Source organism: Dactylosporangium maewongense (genome assembly GCF_039531485.1).
In the GTDB taxonomy this organism is placed as follows: Bacteria; Actinomycetota; Actinomycetes; order Mycobacteriales; family Micromonosporaceae; genus Dactylosporangium; species Dactylosporangium maewongense.
This window is the reverse complement of the sequence record NZ_BAAAQD010000013.1, coordinates 34,959-56,576: the sequence shown is the minus strand read 5'-3', so window position 1 is coordinate 56,576 and position 21,618 is coordinate 34,959. Positions and strand designations below refer to the sequence as shown.

General features: G+C 73.1%; 21 protein-coding genes and 1 pseudogene. 10 read left to right on the top strand and 12 right to left on the bottom strand.

Annotated elements, in window-relative coordinates; genetic code table 11:
• Positions 1-43: 43 nt before the first annotated feature.
• The gene (locus tag ABD332_RS30430) at positions 44-799 is read right to left on the bottom strand and encodes a DinB family protein (protein ID WP_344505767.1); all 756 of its coding nucleotides are present in this window, start codon (positions 797-799) and stop codon (positions 44-46) included.
• A 76-nt stretch (positions 800-875) separates the two neighbouring features.
• On the opposite strand from ABD332_RS30430, the pseudogene ABD332_RS30425 reads away from it, so the two are divergent.
• From ABD332_RS30425 to ABD332_RS30415, 3 genes and pseudogenes are all read left to right on the top strand, one after another.
• Positions 876-1,304 (top strand): annotated as a pseudogene (locus ABD332_RS30425) (GNAT family N-acetyltransferase); the annotation flags it as partial.
• An 82-nt stretch (positions 1,305-1,386) separates the two neighbouring features.
• Complete coding sequence (locus ABD332_RS30420; RefSeq protein WP_344505766.1) at positions 1,387-2,028, top strand: GntR family transcriptional regulator; 642 nt, start codon at positions 1,387-1,389, stop codon at positions 2,026-2,028.
• Positions 2,025-3,260 carry an MFS transporter gene (locus tag ABD332_RS30415; protein WP_344505765.1) on the top strand — a complete coding sequence of 412 codons (1,236 nt, stop codon included), beginning with the start codon at positions 2,025-2,027 and terminating at the stop codon, positions 3,258-3,260. The genes ABD332_RS30420 and ABD332_RS30415 overlap by 4 nt, the downstream gene beginning before the upstream one ends.
• Positions 3,261-3,278: 18 nt before the next feature.
• Here the strand turns inward: ABD332_RS30415 and ABD332_RS30410 are convergent, their stop codons facing one another.
• Positions 3,279-4,094: an NAD(P)H-binding protein gene (locus tag ABD332_RS30410; protein WP_344505764.1), complete on the bottom strand. Its 816-nt coding sequence runs from the start codon at positions 4,092-4,094 to the stop codon at positions 3,279-3,281.
• Between the two features lie 209 nt (positions 4,095-4,303).
• On the opposite strand from ABD332_RS30410, the gene ABD332_RS30405 reads away from it, so the two are divergent.
• Both ABD332_RS30405 and ABD332_RS30400 read left to right on the top strand, forming a co-directional pair.
• On the top strand, positions 4,304-5,860 hold the full coding sequence (locus tag ABD332_RS30405) for an alpha-L-arabinofuranosidase B (RefSeq protein ID WP_425552313.1): 1,557 nt from the start codon (positions 4,304-4,306) through the stop codon (positions 5,858-5,860).
• Complete coding sequence (locus ABD332_RS30400; RefSeq protein ID WP_344505762.1) at positions 5,860-6,864, top strand: arabinan endo-1,5-alpha-L-arabinosidase; 1,005 nt, start codon at positions 5,860-5,862, stop codon at positions 6,862-6,864. Before ABD332_RS30405 ends, ABD332_RS30400 begins: the two co-directional genes overlap by 1 nt.
• A gap of 4 nt (positions 6,865-6,868) precedes the next feature.
• Here ABD332_RS30400 and ABD332_RS30395 read toward each other — a convergent pair whose 3' ends face one another.
• The 4 genes from ABD332_RS30395 to sigJ all read right to left on the bottom strand — a co-directional run bounded on the left by ABD332_RS30395 (position 6,869) and on the right by sigJ (position 11,401).
• Complete coding sequence (locus ABD332_RS30395) at positions 6,869-7,663, bottom strand: Rossmann-fold NAD(P)-binding domain-containing protein (RefSeq protein ID WP_344505761.1); 795 nt, start codon at positions 7,661-7,663, stop codon at positions 6,869-6,871.
• 68 nt (positions 7,664-7,731) lie between these two features.
• Positions 7,732-9,933: a ricin-type beta-trefoil lectin domain protein gene (locus tag ABD332_RS30390; RefSeq protein WP_425552310.1), complete on the bottom strand. Its 2,202-nt coding sequence runs from the start codon at positions 9,931-9,933 to the stop codon at positions 7,732-7,734.
• A 146-nt stretch (positions 9,934-10,079) separates the two neighbouring features.
• Positions 10,080-10,439: a hypothetical protein gene (locus tag ABD332_RS30385; RefSeq protein ID WP_344505759.1), complete on the bottom strand. Its 360-nt coding sequence runs from the start codon at positions 10,437-10,439 to the stop codon at positions 10,080-10,082.
• Between the two features lie 74 nt (positions 10,440-10,513).
• Positions 10,514-11,401 carry an RNA polymerase sigma factor SigJ gene (gene sigJ, locus ABD332_RS30380; RefSeq protein ID WP_344505758.1) on the bottom strand — a complete coding sequence of 296 codons (888 nt, stop codon included), beginning with the start codon at positions 11,399-11,401 and terminating at the stop codon, positions 10,514-10,516.
• 152 nt (positions 11,402-11,553) lie between these two features.
• Here sigJ and ABD332_RS30375 point away from each other — a divergent pair, with 152 nt between their 5' ends.
• Positions 11,554-12,627, top strand: coding sequence for a nuclear transport factor 2 family protein (locus ABD332_RS30375; RefSeq protein ID WP_344505757.1), 1,074 nt, complete (start codon positions 11,554-11,556; stop codon positions 12,625-12,627).
• A gap of 9 nt (positions 12,628-12,636) precedes the next feature.
• Here the strand turns inward: ABD332_RS30375 and ABD332_RS30370 are convergent, their stop codons facing one another.
• Positions 12,637-13,077 (bottom strand): Lrp/AsnC family transcriptional regulator, encoded by a 441-nt coding sequence (locus tag ABD332_RS30370; protein ID WP_344505756.1) that lies wholly within the window; start codon positions 13,075-13,077, stop codon positions 12,637-12,639.
• A gap of 104 nt (positions 13,078-13,181) precedes the next feature.
• Between ABD332_RS30370 and ABD332_RS30365 the strand changes: the two genes are divergently transcribed.
• Positions 13,182-14,138: an SMP-30/gluconolactonase/LRE family protein gene (locus ABD332_RS30365; protein ID WP_344505755.1), complete on the top strand. Its 957-nt coding sequence runs from the start codon at positions 13,182-13,184 to the stop codon at positions 14,136-14,138.
• A gap of 67 nt (positions 14,139-14,205) precedes the next feature.
• On the opposite strand, the gene ABD332_RS30360 is transcribed toward ABD332_RS30365, so the two are convergent.
• Positions 14,206-15,138: a LysR family transcriptional regulator gene (locus tag ABD332_RS30360; protein WP_344505754.1), complete on the bottom strand. Its 933-nt coding sequence runs from the start codon at positions 15,136-15,138 to the stop codon at positions 14,206-14,208.
• 77 nt (positions 15,139-15,215) lie between these two features.
• On the opposite strand from ABD332_RS30360, the gene ABD332_RS30355 reads away from it, so the two are divergent.
• Entirely contained in the window at positions 15,216-16,382 is a 1,167-nt protein-coding gene (locus ABD332_RS30355) for a M20 aminoacylase family protein (RefSeq protein WP_344505753.1), read from the top strand.
• Positions 16,379-17,413 carry a pyridoxal-phosphate dependent enzyme gene (locus tag ABD332_RS30350; RefSeq protein ID WP_344505752.1) on the top strand — a complete coding sequence of 345 codons (1,035 nt, stop codon included), beginning with the start codon at positions 16,379-16,381 and terminating at the stop codon, positions 17,411-17,413. The genes ABD332_RS30355 and ABD332_RS30350 overlap by 4 nt, the downstream gene beginning before the upstream one ends.
• On the opposite strand, the gene ABD332_RS30345 is transcribed toward ABD332_RS30350, so the two are convergent.
• Positions 17,382-18,293 (bottom strand): ornithine cyclodeaminase family protein, encoded by a 912-nt coding sequence (locus ABD332_RS30345; RefSeq protein ID WP_344505751.1) that lies wholly within the window; start codon positions 18,291-18,293, stop codon positions 17,382-17,384. The genes ABD332_RS30350 and ABD332_RS30345 overlap by 32 nt on opposite strands.
• Entirely contained in the window at positions 18,290-19,282 is a 993-nt protein-coding gene (locus ABD332_RS30340) for a proline racemase family protein (protein WP_344505750.1), read from the bottom strand. Before ABD332_RS30340 ends, ABD332_RS30345 begins: the two co-directional genes overlap by 4 nt.
• 220 nt (positions 19,283-19,502) lie before the next feature.
• On the opposite strand from ABD332_RS30340, the gene ABD332_RS30335 reads away from it, so the two are divergent.
• Positions 19,503-19,778, top strand: coding sequence for a GlsB/YeaQ/YmgE family stress response membrane protein (locus ABD332_RS30335; RefSeq protein ID WP_344505749.1), 276 nt, complete (start codon positions 19,503-19,505; stop codon positions 19,776-19,778).
• An 82-nt stretch (positions 19,779-19,860) separates the two neighbouring features.
• Here the strand turns inward: ABD332_RS30335 and ABD332_RS30330 are convergent, their stop codons facing one another.
• Together ABD332_RS30330 and ABD332_RS30325 are read right to left on the bottom strand one after the other, a co-directional pair.
• A complete protein-coding gene (locus ABD332_RS30330; protein WP_344505748.1) occupies positions 19,861-20,727 on the bottom strand; it encodes an alpha/beta hydrolase in 867 nt (288 codons plus the stop codon).
• Between the two features lie 29 nt (positions 20,728-20,756).
• On the bottom strand, positions 20,757-21,560 hold the full coding sequence (locus ABD332_RS30325; RefSeq protein WP_344505747.1) for an alpha/beta hydrolase family protein: 804 nt from the start codon (positions 21,558-21,560) through the stop codon (positions 20,757-20,759).
• Positions 21,561-21,618: the final 58 nt, after the last annotated feature.

The following is a 21,618-nucleotide window of genomic DNA, read 5'->3' as shown; positions in this document are numbered from 1 at the left end:
GGCGCGGGTGGCCTGGCCGCCACCCGCGCCCGCCGGTCTCACGTCATGACGCGCGGGCCTCGATCGCGTCGAGGTCGCGCACGGCGTAGCGGTGGTGCTCCCACTCCTCCTCCAGGATCACGTGCAGGCACGAGCGCACGGTCTTCTCGCGCTCGGGCGCGTGCGGGTTGTGGCGGGTCGCGGCCAGCTCGTCGGCCGTGACGCCGTCGAGGAAGTCGCGGACCATCGCGACCCGGCCCGCCCGGGCCTCCAGCACCTCCGCGAACGGCGGCGTCCCGGCCGTGAAGACCGACGTGTCGTGGCCGTCCTGCTCCGCGCCGGAGTACAGCAGGCCGATGGGGTGGAACGGCTGCTCGACCCGCAGGATCGCCTTGCCCAGCCAGATGTCGGTGGCGACCACCAGGTGTCGCAGGGTCTGCGCGAACGACCACTCGCCGTCCACCGCCTCGTCGACCGTGCCGTCCGGCAGCGCCGCCGCCCGCGCGACGGTCGCCGCCCACGCGCCCTCGACCGCTGTCCACGCCGCCCGCAGCCCGTCGGGGTCCTCCGCCTGTCGTGCGGCCCGCCCCGGGAACCGCCGGTTGAGCTCCGCCTCGACGAACGGCAGCACGTCGACCCCGTTGACCAGCAGGACGTTGCCGTCCTCGAACAGCCACGGCGAGTCGAGCTCCACGCCCCGCAGCTCGACGCCCCGCATCACGGCCCCGGACAGGTCCGCCCCGGCGAACCGGGCGCCCCGCAGGTCCGCGTCCGTGAACCGCGCTCCCCGCAGCTCGTCGTCACGGCCGAATGTCGCCATCGCTGTCCCCCCGTAATCGACCGCCGCTCATGGCGGCAACTGGCGTGTGCCACGCCCGACCCTACGCCCGTGCCCACCACGCTTCCTCGCGGCGCTGCTCGAGCGCACGTCGCGCGCCATGGACACGATCGACCTGCTGACCGTGGCCGCCCCGTTGCCCGGAGATCCGCCGGTACGGCTCCGCGAGCTCACCGATCCGGACCACCCCCGGGTCCGGCGCGCGCTGCACCACCGCGACGAGGTGCGGGTGTGGTCCGCCGACGGCGGGATCGTCGTCCTCGGCCGGGGAGTGGCGGGCCGCTGGGAGACGGCGATCGAGGTCGACGAGGACGCCCAGGACCGGGGGCTGGGCCGCGCGCTGGCCACCGCGGCCCGGCACCTCGTCCCGGCGGGGGAGTCCGTCTGGTCACAGCAGGCGGCAGGCAACGCCCGCAGCGTCCGCGCCTTCCAGGCCGCCGGCTTCCGCCCCGTCGCCGCCGAGGCCCTCATGTACCTCGGTTCCTAGCATCCTAGGAAAGCCTACGCGACGTGCCGGCCGTCACTCCCGTTGCATGCAACGATGCATGCAACGGGGTAGCCTGGCCGCTGTGACGATCGAGACGACCGGGTCGGCGGCGGAGCGCGCGTACGCGTACACCAAGGGCCGCATCATCCGCGGCGAGCTGGCGGGCGGTGACCGGCTCAGCGAGGGGCAGATCTGCGCCGATCTGCGGTTGAGCCGGACCCCGGTGCACGAGGCGTTCCTGCGGCTGGAGGCCGAGCGGCTGATCCGGCTCTCGTCGCGGCAGGGCGCGACGGTGTCGCCGATCCCCATGAGCGAGGCCGCCGACGTGCTGGAGATGCGCGGCGCCCTGGAGCGGACAGCGGCCGCCCGGATCACCGCCCGCCGCCGTGACCCGGACGAGGTGTCGCGCGCTTTGGAGGGCCCGCTCGCCCGGCAGGAGGCGGCCATGGCGGCCGGGGACGTCGGCGCGTTCGTCGTGGCCGACATCGACTTCCACACCGCGGTCGTCGCCCTGTCCGGCAACCCCATCGCCGAGCACTTCTACGACCTGCTGCGCGACCGGCAGCTGCGGCTCGCGTACGTGGTGCTCACCAGCACCGACGTCGCGCCGGCCGCGTCGTACGCCGACCACCGGGAGCTGGCGCGGTGCCTGTGCGAGCACGACGCCGCCGGGTATGACGCGGTGCTGGCGCGGCACCTCGCCCGACATCAGGGACTGCTGTGACCGCGGTCGCCGCCCGGCCGACGGCCGCGCCGGCCCGGACCCGGGCCTGGGTGCCGGTGTTCGCGGTCATGTTCCTGTGCACCTGGTCGGGCAACCAGTTCAGCCCGTTGCTGCTGCTCTACCAGCAGCGGCAGCACTATTCGACGGCCGCGGTCAACGGCTTCCTCGGCGTGTACGTGCTCGGGCTGGTCCCGGCGTTCCTGCTCAGCGGCGCGCTCAGCGACCGCTTCGGCCGCCGGCCGGTGATGGCGGCCGGTGCCGCCGCCGCGCTGGCGACCAGCGCCGCCCTCACCTTCGGCGAGTCCGGGCCGTGGATGATCTGCCTGGGCCGGTTCCTGGCCGGCGTGGCGGTGGGCACGGCCACGTGCGTCGGCACCAGCTGGCTGAAGGAGCTTTCCCAGCCTCCGTTCGATCTCGGCGCCGACGCCGGCACGGGAGCGCGTCGCGCCGCCCTGGCGTTCTCCCTGGGCTCGGCCGCTGGGGCTGTCGCCGCCGGCCTGATCGCCCAGTGGGGTCCGTGGCCGGAGCGGCTGCCGTTCCTGATCCACGTGGTGCTGGCGGCGCCGCTGCTGTGGCTGGTGCCGCGCGCGCCGGAGACCGTCACGACCGGGGGAGTGCCCGGTCCGCTGCGCAGCCGGTTGCGCGTGCCCGCGGCGGGACATCGCCGGTTCACCCGCGTCGTGGTGGTCGCCGCGCCGTGGACGTTCGCGGCCGCGGGCCTGGGGTACGGCTACCTGCCGGTCCTGCTCGCCGGCGTGACCGGCGGGCTCGGTATCGCGTACGCGACCCTGCTCACGGCGGTGGCCCTCGCCGCGTCGGCGCTGGTGCAGCCGTGGGCCAAGCGCCTCGACGCGCTGGACAGCGCGCGCGGCCTGCTCACCGGCGTGGCGGTCATCGTCGCCGCCACGGTGCTGGTCGCGGTCGCCGTGCACTGGCACTCCTGGCCGCTGGGCATCGTGGCGGCGACGGTGTCGGGTGCCGGTATGGGGGTCGCGATGGTCTCCGGCGTCCTGGAGGTGCAGCGCATCGCGGGCCCCGCCGGCCTGGCCGGGCTCACCGGCGTCTTCTACGCGGTCGCCTACGGTGGTTTCCTCGCCCCCACCGTCCTGTCGTTCGTCGCGGGGCGGACGGGCGTCGCCGTTCCCGCCCTGCTGCTCGGCCTCGCGGGCGTGGGTGTGGTGTGCGGGCTGCTGCTCGTGCGCTCCTACCGTCGGCACCTGCCCTCCCGCTGAGGGCCGGGGCCGGTGTGGTCAGGCGGGGGCGGCGCCGAGCGCGGCGGCCGTGGCCTCGCGGAGGGTGGTGGGCGGGCGGCCCAGGAGGTGTTCGAGGTCGGGGGTCTGGTGTTCGAGCATGCCGGCCTTGGCGAGGCGCATGAGGAAGCCGAGCGGGCCGGGCACGTCGTCGGTGGCGACGGCGTCGACGTGGCGGCCGGTCAGGTCGGTGACGGCCGCCGCCAGGTCCGCGTATGTCCACAGTGGACCGGTGAGGTCGTAGGACCTGCCGAGGTGCGCGTCGTCCACCAGTACCGACGCCGCCGCGGCTGCGAGGTCGGACCGCGGTGCGGTGTTGAGGGCGCGGCCGCCGGTGCCATCGGGCAGGGTGGTGGCGTCGCGGAGGGTCGGGTTGACGAACGCCTCGGAGTAGAAGGGGTTGCGCAGGATCGTGGCGGGGAGACCGCTGTCGGCGATCGCGCGTTCGGTGGCGTGGTGGGCGGCGTTGAGGCCGTCGCCGGACCGGTCGGCGCCGAGGAAGCTGGTGTAGGCGACGGTCCGTACGCCTGCGGCGACGGCCGCGTCGAGGGCGTTGCGGTGCTGGCGGGTCCGGCGGTCGGGGTCGAGCTCGGGGGAGGAGATGAGCAGCAGCCGGTCCGCGCCCTGGAAGGCGGTGCGCAGCGTGTCGGGGTCGTCGTAGTCGCCGTGGCGGACGTCGACGCCGCGGGTGGTGAGGTCGGTGCAGCGGGTGGGGTCGCGGACCGCGGCGGTGAGGGGCAGGTGCGGGTGGTGGGTCCGCAGGTGGTCGATGACGAGCCGGCCGAGCGCGCCGTTCGCGGCGCCGATGATGATCACGCGCGCCAGGCAACACCGGTGGCCCGTCCGGCGCCAGCGAATTTCCGAAAGTGGAAAGTTTCACGGCCACGGATGTTGGCGCTCACCAATCCTTCGTGAGCAGCTCAAGGTGCGAAGATCGATGTACTTGACATCATCGATGTGAGCGATAACATCGCATCCGCCAACCGTCCGCCGCGCGTTGGCGACCATTGATGGAAGGGGTCATGATGACTCAACGACCGACCCGGCGGCGCCTGCGCCGCGCCGCCCTCGCCGGAGCGTTCGCCGGGGCGCTGCTCACCGGCGTCCTCGTCGCCGGCGCCGGCACCTCGCAGGCGGCGACCAGCCAGCCGTGCGACATCTACGCCGCCGGCGGCACCCCGTGCGTCGCGGCGCACAGCACCACCCGCGCGCTCTACGGCACGTACAGCGGCCCGCTCTACCAGGTCCGCCGCGCCTCCGACAACACCACCAGGGACATCGCGCCGGTCAGCGCCGGCAGCTACGCCGACGCCGCCACGCAGGACAGCTTCTGCGCCGGCACGTCGTGCCTGATCACGATCATCTACGACCAGACGGGCCGCAACAACCGGCTCACGCAGGCACCGCCCGGCGGCTTCAACGGCCCGGCCGCGGGTGGCTACGACAACCTGGCCAACGCCACGGCCGCGCCGGTCACGGTCGGCGGGCACAAGGTGTACGGCGTCTTCGTGGCGCCCGGCACCGGGTACCGCAACAACGCCACGAACGGCATCGCCCGCGGCGACCAGCCGGAGGGCATGTACGCGATCTTCGACGGCACCCACTACAACGGCGGCTGCTGCTTCGACTACGGCAACGCCGAGACCAACAGCCGCGACAACGGCAACGGCACCATGGAGGCCATCTACTTCGGCAGCAACAAGGTCTGGGGCTACGGCGCAGGCAACGGCCCGTGGATCATGGCCGACCTGGAGAACGGCCTGTTCTCCGGCGTGAACCAGCGCTACAACGCCGGCGACCCGAGCATCAGCCACCGGTTCCTGACCGCGATCGTCAAGGGCGAGCCGAACCACTGGGCGATCCGCGGCGGCAACGCCCAGTCCGGCAGCCTCGGCACGTTCTACAACGGCGCCCGGCCGAACGTCGCCGGCTACAACCCGATGAAGAAGGAGGGCGCCATCATCCTCGGCATCGGCGGCGACAACAGCGTCGGCGCCGCCGGCACGTTCTACGAGGGCGTGATGACGTCCGGCTACCCGTCGGACGCGACGGAGAACGCCGTGCAGGCCAACATCGTCGCCGCCGGCTACGGCACGTCCGGCTCCACCAGCGGCCCGGCGGTCGGGTCGAACGTGTCGCTGCGCGCCACCACCGCGTGCTGCACCACCCGGTACATCAGCCACTCCGGCGCGACCGTCTCCACCCAGGTGGTCAGCGCGTCCAGCTCCGCCACCGACAAGAGCAACGCGTCGTTCACGGTCCGCGCCGGCCTCGCCAACAGCGCCTGCGTCTCGTTCGAGGCGCGCAACGCCGCCGGCAGCTACCTGCGGCACCAGAACTACCAGCTGTTCCTGCACGCCAACGACGGCTCGGCGCTGTTCGCCTCCGACGCGACGTTCTGCCCGCAGACGGGCCGCAACGGGCAGGGCAACTCGTTCGCGTCGGCGAACTTCCCGGACCGGTTCATCCGGCACTACAGCAACAACGTGTACATCGCCAGCAACGGCGGCTCGAACGCCTGGGACGCGACCGGGCTGTGGGCCGACGACGTGAGCTGGGTCCCCGCGCCGGCGTGGGCGTGATGGGGACGCGACTGGTCACGCTCGCGGCGGCCGTGTCGCTGCTGGGGGTGGTGTACGCGCTGCCACCGGCGTCGGCGGCGGCGGCACCCAGGACGGGCGGGTCCGTCGTGGGTGCCGCCGTGCCCTCGTACCCGATGCCGGCGCGGGTGACCGGTGACACCGGCGTGCACGACCCGACCGTGGTCAAGCGACCCGACGGCACGTACCTGGTCGCGCACACCGGCACCAACATCGCGCTGAAGACGTCCACCGACCGGGTCGCCTTCCGCAACGCCGGGTCCGTCTTCCCCGGCGGGGCGTCGTGGACCACCCCGTACACGGGCGGCTCCCGGAACCTGTGGGCGCCGGACCTCTCGTTCCGCAACGGCCGCTACTACCTGTACTACTCGGCGTCGACGTTCGGCTCCAACCACTCGGCGATCTTCCTGGCGACCAGCACCACCGGCGCGTCCGGCAGCTGGACCAACCAGGGTCTCGTCGTCGAGTCCCGGACGTCGGACAACTTCAACGCGATCGACCCGAACCTGCTGGTCGACGACCAGGGCCGGTGGTGGCTGTCGTTCGGGTCGTTCTGGACCGGCATCAAGCTGATCCCGCTCGACCCGGCCACCGGCAAGCGGTCCGGCACGACGATGCACAGCCTCGCGAGCTACGGCCCGGGTATCGAGGCGCCGTTCATCGTCAAGCGCGGCGCCTGGTACTACCTGTACGTGTCGTTCGACCGCTGCTGCCAGGGTGCGAGCAGCACGTACCGGGTGATGGCCGGGCGTTCGGCGAGCCCCACCGGCCCGTACGTCGACAGGGCCGGTCTCGCGATGACGTCCGGGGGCGGCACGCAGGTGCTGGCGTCGCACGGCAGCGTCCACGGTCCGGGCCACGAGGCGGTCCTCGCCGACAGCGACGGCGACCAGCTCGTGTACCACTACTACGCCGACAACGGCGCGTCGCTGCTGGGCATCAACCGCCTCGGCTACGACGCGGCGGGCTGGCCGTACGTGTACTGAACGGTCACATGATCCAGGTGCCGGCCGTCTGCTTGGCGTAGTCGGCGAAGTCCCGGGGCTCCCGGCCGAGGATGAGCCGCACGTCGTCGGTCAGGTGGGCGTTGCGGCCGTCGAGCACGGTCGTGAACAGGTACATCAGCAGGTCGGCGAGCTCCGGCGGCAACTGCGCCGCGTAGTCGGCGGCCGGCACCTGGACGAACGTGATGTCGCGGCCGGTCGCGGCGGCGATCTCGGCGACCGCGCCGGCGAAGGTGAGCAGGCGCGGGCCGGTCAGCTCGTACACCTGGCCGTCGTGGCCCTCCTCGGTGAGCGCCGCGACGGCGACGTCGGCGATGTCGTCGGCGTCGACGAACGGCTCCGGGACGTCGCCGACGGGCAGCGCGACCTCGCCGGCGAGGACCGGCTCCAGGAGGTGATCCTCGCTGAAGTTCTGGTTGAACCAGCTGCAGCGCAGGACCGTCGACTCGACGCCGGCGGACCGCGCGATCTGCTCGCACACGGCCGCCTCGTCCTCGCCGCGGCCGGACAGCAGCACGAGGCGGGTGACGCCGGAGGCGGCGGCGAGGTCGGTGAACGCCTGGATGGCCTGCGGTGCGCCGGGTGCGGCGAGGTCCGGCTGATACGACACGTACACGCTGCGGACGCCGGACAGGACCGGCTGCCACGTCGCCGGGTCGGTCCAGTCGAAGGGCTGCGGGGCGGTGCGGGAGCCGATACGGACCGGGACGCCGGCGCCGCGCAGGCGTTGCGCGACGCGGCGTCCCGTCTTGCCGGTGCCGCCGAGGACAAGCGTTGTCATGCACCCATCTCAGCGCGCGGACCGGCGGTCTTCCATGGCTGGGACTCGCGGATGCATGTCCAGGCGTCTTACGGGAAGTTGAGCAGGTACACGTTGTTGGTCGTGGAGTTCGCGGCCGCGCCGGTGTTGTTGATGACGTGCGAGATTGTGCCGACGCCGCCGAGGGACACGATCGCCATGTTGTGGAACTTGACGCCCGCCACGGCCGGGACCTCGAAGGCGCGGGCGGACGCGACGCTGTTGTTGACGTTGAAGAAGCAGTAGCTGCCCAGGCCCCACGCCTCGAACGTGGTGACCGCGGAGCCGACCTTGATCGCCGGGTAGCCCTGGGTGGAGCCGTTCATCCACGCGGCCTGGTTCGGCGGGTCGTACGGCATCTCGTTCTGGAAGAACACGATCCTGCCGCCGGCGCCGTTCCAGACGACCTCGTTCTTCTGGTAGTGCTCGACGAACAGGCCGGTCGCCAGGACGTTGTCGCCGTTGACGGTGAGGCCGTTGTCGGCGGTGTTGACGGTCCAGCCGACGCCGCTGCCGTGGTCGGCGCGCCACGCCCAGATGTGGTCGATGATCGTGTTGTTGGTGTTGACGACCAGGCTGTTGGTGGCCTTGCCGGCGACCATGCCGCCGATGCGGAAGAACACGTCCTGGATCGTGGTCGGGTTCGCGGCGTGCGACACCCCGGTCTTGGCCAGGCCGACCTTCAGCAGCGTGTCGCTGTTGGTGGTGCCGGCGTCGAAGAGCAGGCCCTTGAGCCGGACCCCGTCGACGTCGGCGACGTCCATCGCGTTGACGCCGTTGTCGGGGATGATGGTGGCGTACCCGAGGCCGAGCACGACCGTGTTGGCCTTCGTGACGTGCAGCGTCTGGTTGACGTGGTACACGCCGGGGGTGAAGAGGACGTTGCAGCCGTTGGCGAACGCCGTGTTGATCGTCGCGGCGGAGTCGCTGGGCCTGGCGACGTAGAAGGTGCTCATCGGCAGCGACGAGCCGGGCGTCGAGCCGCCGGCCCAGCTGGGCCCGGACGCGTTGGTGCGCAGCGACGGCAGGAACACCCGGTACTTGCCGGCGCCGTCGATGTACAGGTACGGCACGTCCCGCGAGACGGGCGTGGTGCCGAGGGTGGTGTACCGCGGGCCGGCGGCCGGGTTGGTGTTGAAGTTCGTCGCCGGCGCGCCGGGCGTGCCGGAGAAGACCATGTTCCAGTTCGAGCCGCTCCAGCTGCCGAGCGTGCTGTCCTTGGTGTACCACTGCTGCTGCGACGCGGACTCGGTGTTGCCGTCGATCTTCGAGTCGGAGATGTAGCCGCCGCTGGCCCAGCCGTAGCTGGCGGGGAACAGGTTGAGCCCGCCGATGATGTGCATCCGCCGGAACGGCGCCGCCTGCGCGACCGCCCACCGGTTGGTGCCGCCGAGCGTGTTCACCGACAGGTTCTCCGTCGAGCGCCAGAAGTTCTGGGTCGCGTTGCCGGCGTCGCTGGCGTTGAAGGCGTCGACGGTGACGGCGCCGTTGATCCTGGTGTCGTCGGGGTTGAGGCCGAGACCGGCGATCGAGGTGTTGAACCCGATGTTGGCGCCCACGTTGTACGGGGTGGCGCTGGGCTTGAACAGCAGCGCGTCGCGCCTGGTCGCGAACTGCGCGGTCTGCGTGCTCTTCTGCGCCTCGAAGACGCTGTTGAGCGAGGACTGGATCGCGGCGTCGCTCATCCCGTGGTCGTACACGTGGACGTTGGGGCCGAGGTCCGGGGTGTCGGAGTAGGTCGGGCACGTGCCGCTCGGCGGTGGTGTGGTGGTGATGGCGAACTTCTGGGCGCCGGTGCCGTTGCAGTCCCAGATCTGCAGCCGGGTGCCGTTGGCGGTGGCGCCGCTGGGGGAGTCCATGCACCGCCCGGACTGCGGGTTGCGCAGCGACCCGTCGGCCTGGGCGACCCACTGCTGCGCGCCGGTGCCGTTGCAGTCCCACAGCTGCAGCTTGGTGCCGTTGGCGGTGCCGCCGCTGGTGATGTCGAGGCACCGGCCGATCGCGGTCAGCGCGCTGCCGCTCCACGTGTAGTGCTGGTCGGCGGCGCCGCTCTGGCAGTCCCAGAGCTGGACGGCGGTGCCGTTGACGCCGGTGTCGTCGCCGGACACGTCGACGCACTTGCCGCCGGGCCCGATGATCGGGTTGCCCACGACGGCCGCGTTCGCGCTCGCCATGGCCAGCCCGACCGCCGTCACCCCTGTCAACGTTGTCACAATCGCCGCGTAGTACAGCGATCTCGGTATGGCACGCATGCCTACCAGCTCCCTCTGCTCATCTGCCGGGCGCCGTCATGGCGGTGAGAGCGCTCTCAGCACTGCCCGAAGTGTCACGTCGGCGTCTCCGGCATGTCAAGTGCTTCGATCCGCCGTCGATGGTTCCGGGGCCTGCGTGCGACGGGTCAGGACGCGCCGGCGGCGCAGCCGGTGTTGCTCCAGTACGCCTCGTCGTCGATGAGCGCCGCGGGCACCCCGTCGAGCTCGAAGGCGTGGCCGGTGCCGGCGAGGGCGGTGTTCCTGACCTGGTAGAAGACCGGCTCGCGCAGCACCCGCGCCGACGTCCCGGCGTGCCGCCCCTCGAGGACCGCGACCAGGTCCCGCACGCGGACCTCGGCGCCGGGACCGAGCCCCAGCTGCCGCAGCGCGTCACCCGACCCGGCCCACGCGCTCGCCGGCGGGCCTTCGCCGAACGCCCGGGGCGACAGTCCGTCGTCCAGGAGCCGCCCGGCGAAGGTGCCGGCGGTGACCTGATCTTCGATCAAGGGGTGCCCCTTCCGTCGATGCGATCATCGACAGGAGTACCACATGCCGGCCGGCTGTGCCGCCTCAGGCCGCCTCAGGCGGTCATCCACTGCCGGAGCTTCTCCGGGTTGCGGACCACCCAGATGCGCGTGATCCGGTCGCCGGTGACGGTGAACGCGAACACCGTCAGGGTCCGGCCGGCGTGCCGGGCGACCAGGCCGGGCCGCCCGTTGACGGTGCGTTCCAGGAACGTCGTGCCCCGCGGGACCCGCTCGGCGATCTCGACCCAGGCGCGGGCGATCCGCGCGCCGCCCTCGATCGGCTGGAGGAACGTGGTGGCCAGCCCGCCGCCGTCGGCGACCGCCGTGGCACCGGGGTCCAGCAGGCCGATGAGCGCGTCGACGTCCTTGGCCTCCCAGGCCGCCTTGAAGGCCCGGACGACGGCGGCCTGCCGGGCCGGCGGGGTCGCGGGCGCCTGCGCGGCGCGGATGCGGCGGCGGGCCGAGGACGCCAGCTGGCGGCACGCCGCCGGGGTGCGGCCGACGATCTCGGCGATCTCGGCGAACGGGTAGCGGAAGACGTCGTGGAGGATGAACGCGACCCGTTCGGCCGGCGTCATCGACTCGAGCATCACGAGAAACGCCATGTTGACGGACTCGTCGAGGGTGACCCGGTCGGCGGGGTCCGCCGGGGCGCCGCCGGTCCACTCCGTGCGGTCGGGCAGCGGCTCCGGGAGCCACTCGCCCACGTAGCGCTCCCGCCGGGCCCGGGCCGAGCCGAGCAGGTTGAGGCAGATGCGGCTGGCGACCGTCGTCAGCCAGGCGCCGGGCGACTCGATGGCCTGCTGCTGCTCGCGGGGCATGGCGTACCAGCGGGCATACGTCTCCTGCACGGCGTCCTCGGCCTCCGCGAGGGAGCCCAGCAGCCGGTAGGCCAGATTGATCAGCTGACGGCGCTCGTTGATGATCGCTGGGGTGGTCATGGCCGCAACGGCTCCCTCGGTGGCAGGTGCTTCACCGGTACGACACGGCAGCCTCCCGGATTGTGAGGTCGGCCTCGTCGCCTCACACTCCGGTGCGCTGTGCTGTCGAACCCGGTGAGACGAACCCATCATCCAACGGGCAGGGGACACCGATGACCGACTTCCAGGCGATCGCGGACCGCGTCGAGATCGAGGCGCTGCGCGGCGAGTTCACCGACGCGGCGATGATGCGCGACCGCGCCCGCCTCGCCGCGCTGTTCACCGACGACGGCGTGCTGCGGATGCCGAACATCCCCGTCGAGCTGGTCGGGCCGGCGCAGATCCGGGCCGGGGGTGAGCGGCTGCAGGCCCAGTGGGAGTTCTTCGTGCAGAACACCCACCCCGGCACGGTCCAGCTCGACGGCGACACCGCGACCGGCCGCACCTACATCCAGGAGATCGTGCGCACCCGCGACGGCCGCCAGGGGCAGAACTACGCCATCTACCACGACCGCTACCGGCGCACCGGCGACGGCTGGAAGTTCGCGGAGCGGGTCTACGAGGTCAGGTACCTGGACACCAGCCCACTGGCCGGCTCGGCGCCCGCCTCCACCGACGCCTCCAGGGACGCCGACGCCTCCACCTTCACCGGTGCGGCGTCCGAGGCGCGGCTGCAGCGGACCGCGGCGGCGCTGCGGGCGAACAACTTCGCCGTCGAGGTCCTCGATGACGCCGCCGCGGCCCGGGCCCGCGTCGAGGAGCTGATCCCCGAGGGCGCCAGCGTGTTCACCGGTGCCAGCGAGACGCTGCGGGTGTCCGGCATCGACGCGGACATCAACGGCGGCGGCCGCTACGACGCGGTCAAGTCACGGACCCTGACGATGGACCGGGCCACCGGCACCCGCGACATCTGGCGGCTGATCGCCAGCCCCGACGTCATCGTGGGCAGCGTCGCCGCGGTCACCGAGACCGGCTCCCTCGTCGTCGCCTCGGCCAGCGGCTCCCAGCTGCCCGGCTACGCCGGCGCCGCCGGCCACGCCATCTGGATCGTCGGCGCGCAGAAGGTCGTGCCCGACCTGAACGCCGCCCTGCACCGCGTCGAGGTGCACTGCCTGCCGCTGGAGAGCGCCCGCGCCCAGGCGGCCTACGGCCGGCCCAGCGCCGCCAACCGCGTGCTCATCCTCAACGCGGAGCTCGAACCCGGCCGCGGCACCGTCCTGCTGCTGCGCGAACCCATCGGATTCTGAACCGGGTCGTCAGGCTTGCGGCGAGACGGGGCGCTCGAAGAAGGTCTCCAGCACCACGGTGGCCTGCGTGCCGCTGACCCCGTCGATCGCGTAGATCCGGCGGAGCACGTCCTGCAGGTGTGCGGTGGTCGTCGTCCTGACCTTCACCATGACCGACGCGCTGCCGGCGATGACGTGCGCCTCCAGGACCTCGGGCAGCGCCGCGAACGCGTCCGCCGAGTCGCCCATCCAGGCGTCCGAGTCGACCATCACGAAGGCCAGGACGCCGCCGCCCACGGCGGCCGGGTCGACCTCGACCGTGGTGCGCCGGATGACGCCCCGCTCGCGCAGCTTCCGCACGCGCTCGTGGGCCGCGCCGGCGGACAGCCCGACGGCCCGGCCCAGCTCGGCGTAGGGCTGGCCGGCGTCCTCCTGCAGCTTCCCCAGCAGCGTCCTGTCGATCTGGTCCACGGTCCTCCGTTCGGCGGTTCCTTGCATTCACCGTACTGCATCCTGCACTCTGAACTGAAGACAGGATTCGGTTCGGTGTTTGCAGGAACTGGGAGGAAGTTTCCATGAGCGGTGATTCCCCCGCGCTGTACGAGATGTTCGACGACCGGTTCCGTGCGGGGCGGTGCATGAACGGTGACGAACGGCTGGAGGTCCTGCACACGGGCTGCCGGTGGGTGGAAGGGCCGATCTACCTCCCCGCCTGGCGGCAGGTGATCTGGAGCGACATCCCCAACGACCGGATGCTGCGCTGGGACGAGGAGACCGGCACGGTCAGCGTCTTCCGCCGCGGCGCCGGGCACCCCAACGGCAACACCCTCGATCGTCAGGGCCGGCTGGTCACCTGCGAACAGGGCAACCGCCGGGTGACCCGGACCGAATCCGACGGCACCGTCACCGTGCTGGCGGACCGGTGGCAGGGCAAGCGCCTGAACAGCCCGAACGATGCCACGGTGAAGTCCGACGGGTCGATCTGGTTCTCCGACCCGGACTTCGGCATCACCAGCGACTACGAGGGCTACCGGGCAGACAGCGAGATCGGATCCAACAACGTCTACCGGATAGACCCCGCGACCGGCGAGGTGCGGCTGGTCGCCGACTGCTTCGGCGCGCCGAACGGCCTGGTCTTCTCCGCCGACGAGCGGCAACTGTACGTCTCCGACACCCGGGCGGGCGTCATCCGGGTCTTCGACGTCCGCGACGACGGCACCCTGTCCAAGGACCGCATCTTCGCCGAAGCGGCGACCCGCGACCGGGCCCGCTTCGACAACCTCCGCTTCGACGACGCCGGCCGGCTCTGGGCCGCCGCGATGAACGACGGCGTGCACTGCTACGACCCCGACGGCACGCTGCTCGGACGGCTGCGGGTCCCCGAAGCGGTCGCCAACGTCTCCTGGGGCGGCGCCAAACGCAACCGCCTCTTCATCGCCGCCGAGACAAGCCTCTACTCCGTCGTCATGGGCGTCACCGGCACACATCCGACCGGACCGGGACGCCGGCCCTGGCTGGACGGTCAGCGGTAGCCGGGCGCCCCGCCCCACACGTCCCGGCCGCCGGCCCAGGTCCAGAGCCACCCGCGCACGGATCCGGTCAGGTGGGCAGCGCCGAGGTGAGGGCCTGGCGGAGGGAGCGGATCGCGGGGTGGTCGGCGTGCCCCTGGCGGACGGCGGTGGAGATGCGGCGGTGGGACTGGGGCTTCGGCAGCGGGCGGGTCGCGACGGTGGGGCGGCGGCCGCGCCAGGTGAGATCGGGCAGGAACGCGGCGGCGTGGCCGGACTCGACGAGGCGGACGTGCAGCAGCAGGTCGCTGCTCTCGTAACGGACGTCGGGCTCGAAGCCGGCCTTGCGGCAGACGGCGACCGCCCACGCCCTCGCCGCCGTCCCCGCGGGCTCCAGCACCCACGGGTGACCGGCGAGGGCGGCGACCGCCGCCTGGTTCTGCGGGGTGCGCACCGTCCGCGGGTGCGCCAGCCTGATCGGGTCGACGCACAGCGGCGCGACGTCGATGCCGGCGGCCGGGGGCTGCGGGCTGTCCGGGTACTCCTCGACGATGACCAGGTCGAAGTCGCGGGCGAGCAGCGCCGGGATGGCCGTCTCGGGTTCGGCCTGCGTCAGGTGTACGCGCAGCCGCGGGTGACCGCGTCCGAGGGTCGTGATCGCCGGCGGGACGAGGGCGAGCGCGGCCGTCTGGAACGCCGCGACCCGGACGACGCCCGCGGCGGCGGCGCTCGCGGCGGCGATGTCGGCCTGGGCGCGCTCCAGCTCCGCCAGGATGCGGTCGGTGCAGGCGACCAGGATCTGCGCCTGCGGCGTGAGCCGGACCCGGCGCCCGACGTGCTCCAGCAGCACCGTGCCGGTCTCCGCCTCCAGCTGTGACAGCTGCTGCGACACCGTCGAAGGGCTGTAGGACAGGGCGGAGGCGACCGCGGCGAGCGTGCCGCGGTGGGCGAGCTCGCGGAGCAGCCGCAGCCGGCGCAGGTCGAGCACCCGTCCCTCCAGACCGTCGACAACCCGAAACCTCAAACCGTCGACAGAACCGAACGATACCGCTCGGAACGATCCGCTGGACGAACGTGTCACGCGGCGCGAAAGCTGGACCGGTGGAATTCGACGCGCAACTGCGGCAGTGGCGGCACGACCTGCACCGCATCCCGGAGCTCGGCTTCCAGGAGCACCGCACCAGCGACTACCTGGCCGCGGCGCTGGAAGGGATGGGCCTGGCGGTCACCCGCGGCGTCGGCGGCACCGGCGTGGTCGCCACGCTGAGATCCGGCAGGTCCGGCACAGGTGGCGGCGCGATCGCGCTGCGGGCAGACATGGACGGCATCCCGCTGACGGAGCGCGGCGAGCGCCCGTACCGGTCCGAGCACGACGGCGTCATGCACGCCTGCGGGCACGACGGCCACATGGCGATGCTGCTCGGCGCGGCCCGGTCACTGGCCGGGGCCGGGGCCGCGACGGGGATCGACGGGACCGTGCACTTCGTGTTCCAGCCCGACGAGGAGCACGGCCGCGGCGCGAAGGCGATGATCGCCGACGGGCTGTTCGAACGGTTCCCCGTCAACGCGATCTTCGGGCTGCACAACATGCCGGGGCACCCAGCCGGCGGCATCGCCACCCGGACCGGCGGGCTGATGGCCAGCGAGGACAACTTCGAGATCCGCATCGCCGGGCGGGGCGGGCACGCGGCCCGGCCGCAGATGGTCGTCGACCCGATCGTGGTCGCCGCGCAGCTCGTCCTGGCACTGCAGACGATCGTGGCGCGCAACCTCGACCCGACCGACCCGGCCGTCGTGTCGTGCACGGAGATCACCACCGACGGGGCCCGCAACGCGATCCCCTCCCGGGCCGTGATCCGGGGCGACACGCGCAGCTTCACGCCGGCCGTACAGGCGACGCTGGAGCACCGCATCCGGCAGCTCGCCGACGGGATCTGCGCCGCGCACGGCGCGACGGCAGAGGTCACGTACACGCACGAGTTCGAGCCGACCGTCAACGACCCCGCCGCCGTGGCGACCGCGCTGACCGCGGCCCGGCTCACCGTCGGCGCGGACCGCGTCGACGGCGATACCCCGCCGTGGACCGCCAGCGAGGACTTCGGCGCGTTCAGCAACCAGGTGCCCGGCTGCTTCGCGCTGCTCGGCAACGGCGCCGGCGGCCCGTCGCTGCACAGCGCCGACTACGACTTCAACGACGACGTCCTGAGCACCGGCGTCGCGTACTACGTCAACCTGGTCCGCACCGCGCTGCCGGCCGCCACCACATGACGGCCGCGAACCGGCAACGCGACCCGGCCTGGCGCTGCGAGCCCGCACCCGCCGAGGTGCTGGACTTCCACCGGCGGCTTCCCGGGTACGCCCCGACCCCGCTCACCGAGCTGCCCGAGCTGGCCGCCGCGGCCGGTGTCGCCCGGCTCTACGCCAAGGACGAGTCGACGCGGCTGGGGCTGCCGGCGTTCAAGGCGCTCGGCGCGTCCTGGGCGATCCACCGGGCGCTGCGCGCACGGCGCGGTGCGGGGCAGGCGACGATCGTCACCGCGACGGACGGCAACCACGGCCGCGCCGTCGCCCGCTTCGCCCGGCAGTTCGGCCACCGCGCCGCCGTCTACGTGCCCGACGGCGTGCACCCGGCGGCGGTGCGGGCGATCCGCGACGAGGGCGCCGACGTCACCCACGTCCCCGGCGACTACGACACCGCCGTCGCGGCCGCCGCCGCCTCGTCCGGCGGCGGGGACGGCGGAGTCGGCCGAGTCGGCGGAGTCGGCGGGGACCGGCTGCTCGTGCAGGACATGGCGTGGGACGGCTACGAGGACGTGCCGGGGTGGATCGTCGACGGGTACTCCACCCTGTTCGCGGAGCTGCCCGTCCGTCCCGACCTGGTCGTCGTCCCCGCCGGCGTCGGCTCGCTGCTGCAGGCCGCGCTCACCCACTACCGCAGCCGCACCGCCCCGCCCGGCACGGCGGTGGTGAGCGTCGAGCCGGACTCCGCCGCGTGCGTCCTGGCGAGCGTCGCCGCCGGCCACCCGGTCACCGTCGCGACCGGCACGACCAGCATGGCCGGGCTCAACTGCGGCACCGTGTCGAGCCTCGCATGGCCGTACATCCGCGGCGGCCTCGACGCGTGCACCACCGTCACCGACGCCCAGGCCGCCGCGGCGATGCGCGACCTGTCCGCCCACGGCGTCGACGCCGGCCCCTGCGGCGCCGCGCCCCTCGCCGCGCTGCGGTCGCTACGGGCCGCCCCGGACAGCACCGTCGTCCTGCTGGTCACCGAGGGCCGCGCCGCGAACGCGCATTGACGACGGCCAGGACGGCCTCCGCGGTGACGAGGTCCTGCCAGGCCATGCCGACGCTCTTGAACAGCAGCGGCCGGTCGGCGGGCGGGTGGGCGCGGCCGGTGACGACGTCACGCATCGGGACCAGGTCCTCGGGCCGCAGTCGCCGCTCGTGTACGGCCATGCCGACGTCGCCGGCCTCGCGCAGGGCGGTGGCGGCGTCCTCGACGACGACCGTCGCCCGGGCGCACAGCGCCGGCGGCACCTCGCGGGCGTCGGGCTCGTGCGAGCCGACCGCGATGACGGTCGCCGTGTCGCGGATCAGGCCGGCGTCGAAGAGCGGCTCCCGCGCGGTCGTGGCGCAGACGACGATGTCGGCCTCGCGCAGCACGTCCCCGACCGGCCGGCTGCCCGGACGGCCGCGGGTGAGGTGCGTGACGGTCGCGATGGGCAGCACCGCGGCGAGGGTCTCGGCGTGCCCGTACGCCTGCGGCCCCGCCCCGAACACCGCCACCCGCAGCGGGTCCGGCATCGTTTGCAGCCGCGGCAGGACGGCGGCGACGGACACCGCCGGCGTGCGCAGCGTCGTCAGCGCCGTGCCGTCCAGCACCGCGACCAGGCCCAGCGACTCGGCGTCGAACAGCAGGTAGGACGCCTGGACGCGGGGCAGCCCCCGGGCCGGGTTGCCGGGCGCGACGGTCGCCACCTTGATGCCGGCGTGGGTGCCGGTCGCCTCCGACGGCATGAGCAGGAACTGGCCCGCCCGCACGGCGACGGCGTGCCGCGGCGGGTCGGCGGCCGGGTCGAGACCGGCCCGCAGCGCGGCGGTGATCGCGGCGACGGCCGCGGCGGGCCCGCACGCGTCCCGCACGGCGTCGGCGTCGAGGATCAGCGGCCCGGTCACCGCAGCACGAACCCGGGCACGAGGGGATCGGCGGGGTCGACGACGAACGTGTGCTCACCCGTCCGGTACGCCATCCCCGTCACCTGCGGGATGACCGCCGCCCGTCCGTCGACCGCGGTGGTGGCGACCACCGTGCCGGCGAACACGGACCCGACGATGGACTCGTGCCGCAGCGTCACCGCGCTGTCCCGTTCGGCGAGGACGGCGAGCCGGGCGCAGGTGCCCGACCCGCAGGGCGACCGGTCGACCTCCCCGTCCGCGAACACCGTGACGTTGCGCTGGTGCACCTGGCCGTCGGCCACCCCCAGGTCCTCGAACAGGATCGTGCCGTACACGCCGCTGAGCCGCGGGTCGCTGGGGTGCACGGCGTGCGGGCTGTCGTTGAGCGCCCACTTCACCTCCCGCCCCAGCGCGATCAGGTCCTGGTAGTGGCCAGGGTCGACGCGCAGCCCGGCGGACGCCGCGTCGACGCAGGCGTAGATCGCCCCGCCGTAGCTGACGGTCACCGCGAGCTCTCCCCGGGACGTGTTGAGCGGCACGTCCCGGGCGATGACGTAGCTCGCCACGTTGACGAAGTCGACGGCGACGCTCCGGCCGGCGTCGCGGTGCACCCGCGCCGTGACCCTGCCCGACGGCACGTCGATGACCACGTCGACCGTGCCGTCGCGCGGTGCCTCGACGATCCCGGTGTCCACCGCCCACACCCCGAGCGCGATCGTCCCGTGCCCGCACGCGGTGGAGAACCCGTCCTTGTGCCAGAACAGCACCCCGAGATGCGCCCCGTCGTCGTCGGGCGGCACGACGAACCCGCCGTACATGTCGGCGTGCCCGCGCGGCTCGAAGCACAGCAGCTCCCGCAGCCGCTGCGCGTCGGGGCTGCCGATCGCCCGCACCCGCCGCTCCGCGACGCTCTGTCCGGGCAGCGCCACCGGTGGCTCCGCCACGATCCGGAACGGCTCCCCGGCCGTGTGGTAGTCAACCGTCGACACAGCAGGCACGATCACCACCCCATCTTGGACCACCGGCCACCGGCCGGGTGCCCCAGGTGCGGAGTCGCCGCACGCCAGCAGGCTCATGGGCGCCGGCCCCGGACAGGTGAGTGACCCCGCCCGAGGAATGAGCGGCCGGGTCAGCCGCGGGCGGTTTGGTGGCTCCTCCGCCGGGAACGTACGCCGACGTAGCACAATCCCGGGAACCTGGAGGCATCAGATGACCGTCAGCGGCATCATCTCCGCGCTCGTCGTCGGCCTGATCATCGGCGCGCTCGGGCGCCTGGTCGTGCCCGGCAAGCAGAACATCCCGATCTGGCTGACCATCGTCATCGGCATCGTCGCCGCCCTGATCGGCACCGTCATCGCCGGTGCGATCGGCGTGGCGAACACCTCGGGCATCGACTGGATCGAGCTCGCCATCCAGGTCGTGCTGGCCGCGGCCGGCGTGTGGCTGGTCGCGGGCATGTACGGCCGCCGTCACCACCACGTCTAGTGACCCGGAATCGCCCAGGGAGCTGCATGACCGGAAGCGACGTCGCGGACCAGACGGGTCCACGACGTCGCAGCTCCGGTCGTCACGAGGCGGTGAGGACCTCGGCGAGCCTCGCGGTGGCCCGGGGGGTGGTGAGGATCGTGTAGTGGTTGCAGTCGGGGATGAGCTCGGCGCGCAGGGCGGTCTGCGCGGTCCAGTGGTCGACCACGGGCTGCGGGAGCAGGCCGGGCTCCTGGCCGAACATGCCGCGCGGGGCGTGCAGCAGGGCGGCCGGCAGGCGCAGCGCGCGCAGGTCGTCGCCGAAGCTGCCGGCGTTGACGAGCAGGTCGCGGCCGTCCTCCGCCACAGCTGCCGGGGACACCCGGGAGCGGATCGAGCCGGGGTCGCCGGTGGCGTCGTAGCGGGCGTACGCGTCGAGGTCGGCGCTCCAGTCGGCGGCGAGCGCCGGGTGGTTGCGGAACACGTCGACGTAGGCGTCCTCGGTCGGGAACGTCATCCTCAGGCGGGTGATGGCCGGGCCCAGTGTCGCCTCCAGGACCGCGGCGGGGTCCGCGCCGGGCGGGACGGGCAGCGGCAGGCCGCCGTCGATGAGCACGAGGCGCCGGTACAGGCCGGGCTCCCGGACCGCGGCCCGCAGCGCGGCGTAGGCGCCCATCGACTGGCCGGCGAGCACAACGGGGCGGCCGAGGTGGCGGGCGGCGGTGGCGAGGTCCTCGGCGTGGCGGTCCATGCCGAACGGGCCGGGGAGGCCGTTGCTGCGTCCCCGGCCGCGCAGGTCCACGGCGAGCAGCGTCCAGCCGGCGGGCAGGGCACGGGCGAGCGCCGCGAACGCCATCGCCGAGGCGGTGATGCCGTGGGCGGCGAGCACGACCGGCGCCGCCGGGTCCTGCGAGCCGGACCGCAGGGCGTGCAGCGGGCCGTCCGGCGTGGGGATCTCGACGCTGTCCATGTGGTGTGGTTCCTCCGAACTGTGCAGGGTTACGGGGCGAGGGCGTTGCGGCGGACGTCGGAGAAGGTGCGGGTGTCGGTACAGATGCCGCAGCGTGGACCGGTGAACTCGGCGCCGGCGGCGGTGTCGCCCATGAGCTGGAACCGGAACCAGGCGGTCGTCGGCGCGGCGAACGGGCCGGGGTCGCCGACGACGGTGAAGTGGTCGGCGCCCCGCAGCTCAGCGTAGATCGCCGGGATGTGGTCCGCGTCGTTGTAGAACGCCTTCACCAGCGCCGGGAACACGATGCTGTCGTACTGGCCGGCGAGCAGCAGCGCGGGGACGTGCACGGCGTCGATGTCGGCGAGGGGGCCGGGCTGGATCGGCAGGATCGCGTCGATGCGCGGGTCGGCGCCGACGACGATCGCCGCGGCGCCGCCCTGGGAGTGGCCGGACGCGCCGATGTGGGCGAGGTCGACGTGGTGGTGGAAGACGCTGCCGGGGTCGGCGTCTGCCTGGGCGAGGGCGTCGATGCCGAGGCGCATCGAGACGCCGAGGTTGGAGGTGGGCGTGTTCGCGGCGGAGACGATGAAGCCGTGGCTCGCCCAGTACAGCAGCAGGTCACGGTAGACGAGCGGGACGCCGCCGGTGCCGTTGCCCCAGACGATCACCGGGTGCCGGCGGGGGCTGGTGGCGATGTCGCGCGGGTAGTACAGGGTGTTGACGACGCCGACCTGGACGGCGGTCGCGTAGGGGCCGGGCGCGTCCCAGGCGTCCGCGGCGGCGGCCGGTCGGGCGGGGACCAGCAGCGCGGCCACGCACAGCAGCGCGGCGAGGCCGTAACGGTGAGACATCGTGCCTCCTCGTTGGTTGGGGGTCCTCGAATCGTCGCGCCGGCCGCGGCCGGTGTCT

What these genes read in the sequence shown, in the direction of transcription:
- ABD332_RS30430 (WP_344505767.1), bottom strand. Translation starts at nt 799, where the DNA reads ATGGCGACATTCGGCCGTGACGACGAGCTGCGGGGAGCGCGGTTCACG.
- ABD332_RS30375 (WP_344505757.1), top strand. Translation starts at nt 11,554, where the DNA reads ATGACCGACTTCCAGGCGATCGCGGACCGCGTCGAGATCGAGGCGCTG.
- ABD332_RS30405 (WP_425552313.1), top strand. Translation starts at nt 4,304, where the DNA reads ATGACTCAACGACCGACCCGGCGGCGCCTGCGCCGCGCCGCCCTCGCC.
- ABD332_RS30325 (WP_344505747.1), bottom strand. Translation starts at nt 21,560, where the DNA reads ATGTCTCACCGTTACGGCCTCGCCGCGCTGCTGTGCGTGGCCGCGCTG.
- ABD332_RS30390 (WP_425552310.1), bottom strand. Translation starts at nt 9,933, where the DNA reads ATGCGTGCCATACCGAGATCGCTGTACTACGCGGCGATTGTGACAACG.
- ABD332_RS30330 (WP_344505748.1), bottom strand. Translation starts at nt 20,727, where the DNA reads ATGGACAGCGTCGAGATCCCCACGCCGGACGGCCCGCTGCACGCCCTG.
- sigJ (WP_344505758.1), bottom strand. Translation starts at nt 11,401, where the DNA reads ATGACCACCCCAGCGATCATCAACGAGCGCCGTCAGCTGATCAATCTG.
- ABD332_RS30335 (WP_344505749.1), top strand. Translation starts at nt 19,503, where the DNA reads ATGACCGTCAGCGGCATCATCTCCGCGCTCGTCGTCGGCCTGATCATC.
- ABD332_RS30350 (WP_344505752.1), top strand. Translation starts at nt 16,379, where the DNA reads ATGACGGCCGCGAACCGGCAACGCGACCCGGCCTGGCGCTGCGAGCCC.
- ABD332_RS30395 (WP_344505761.1), bottom strand. Translation starts at nt 7,663, where the DNA reads ATGACAACGCTTGTCCTCGGCGGCACCGGCAAGACGGGACGCCGCGTC.
- ABD332_RS30365 (WP_344505755.1), top strand. Translation starts at nt 13,182, where the DNA reads ATGAGCGGTGATTCCCCCGCGCTGTACGAGATGTTCGACGACCGGTTC.
- ABD332_RS30400 (WP_344505762.1), top strand. Translation starts at nt 5,860, where the DNA reads ATGGGGACGCGACTGGTCACGCTCGCGGCGGCCGTGTCGCTGCTGGGG.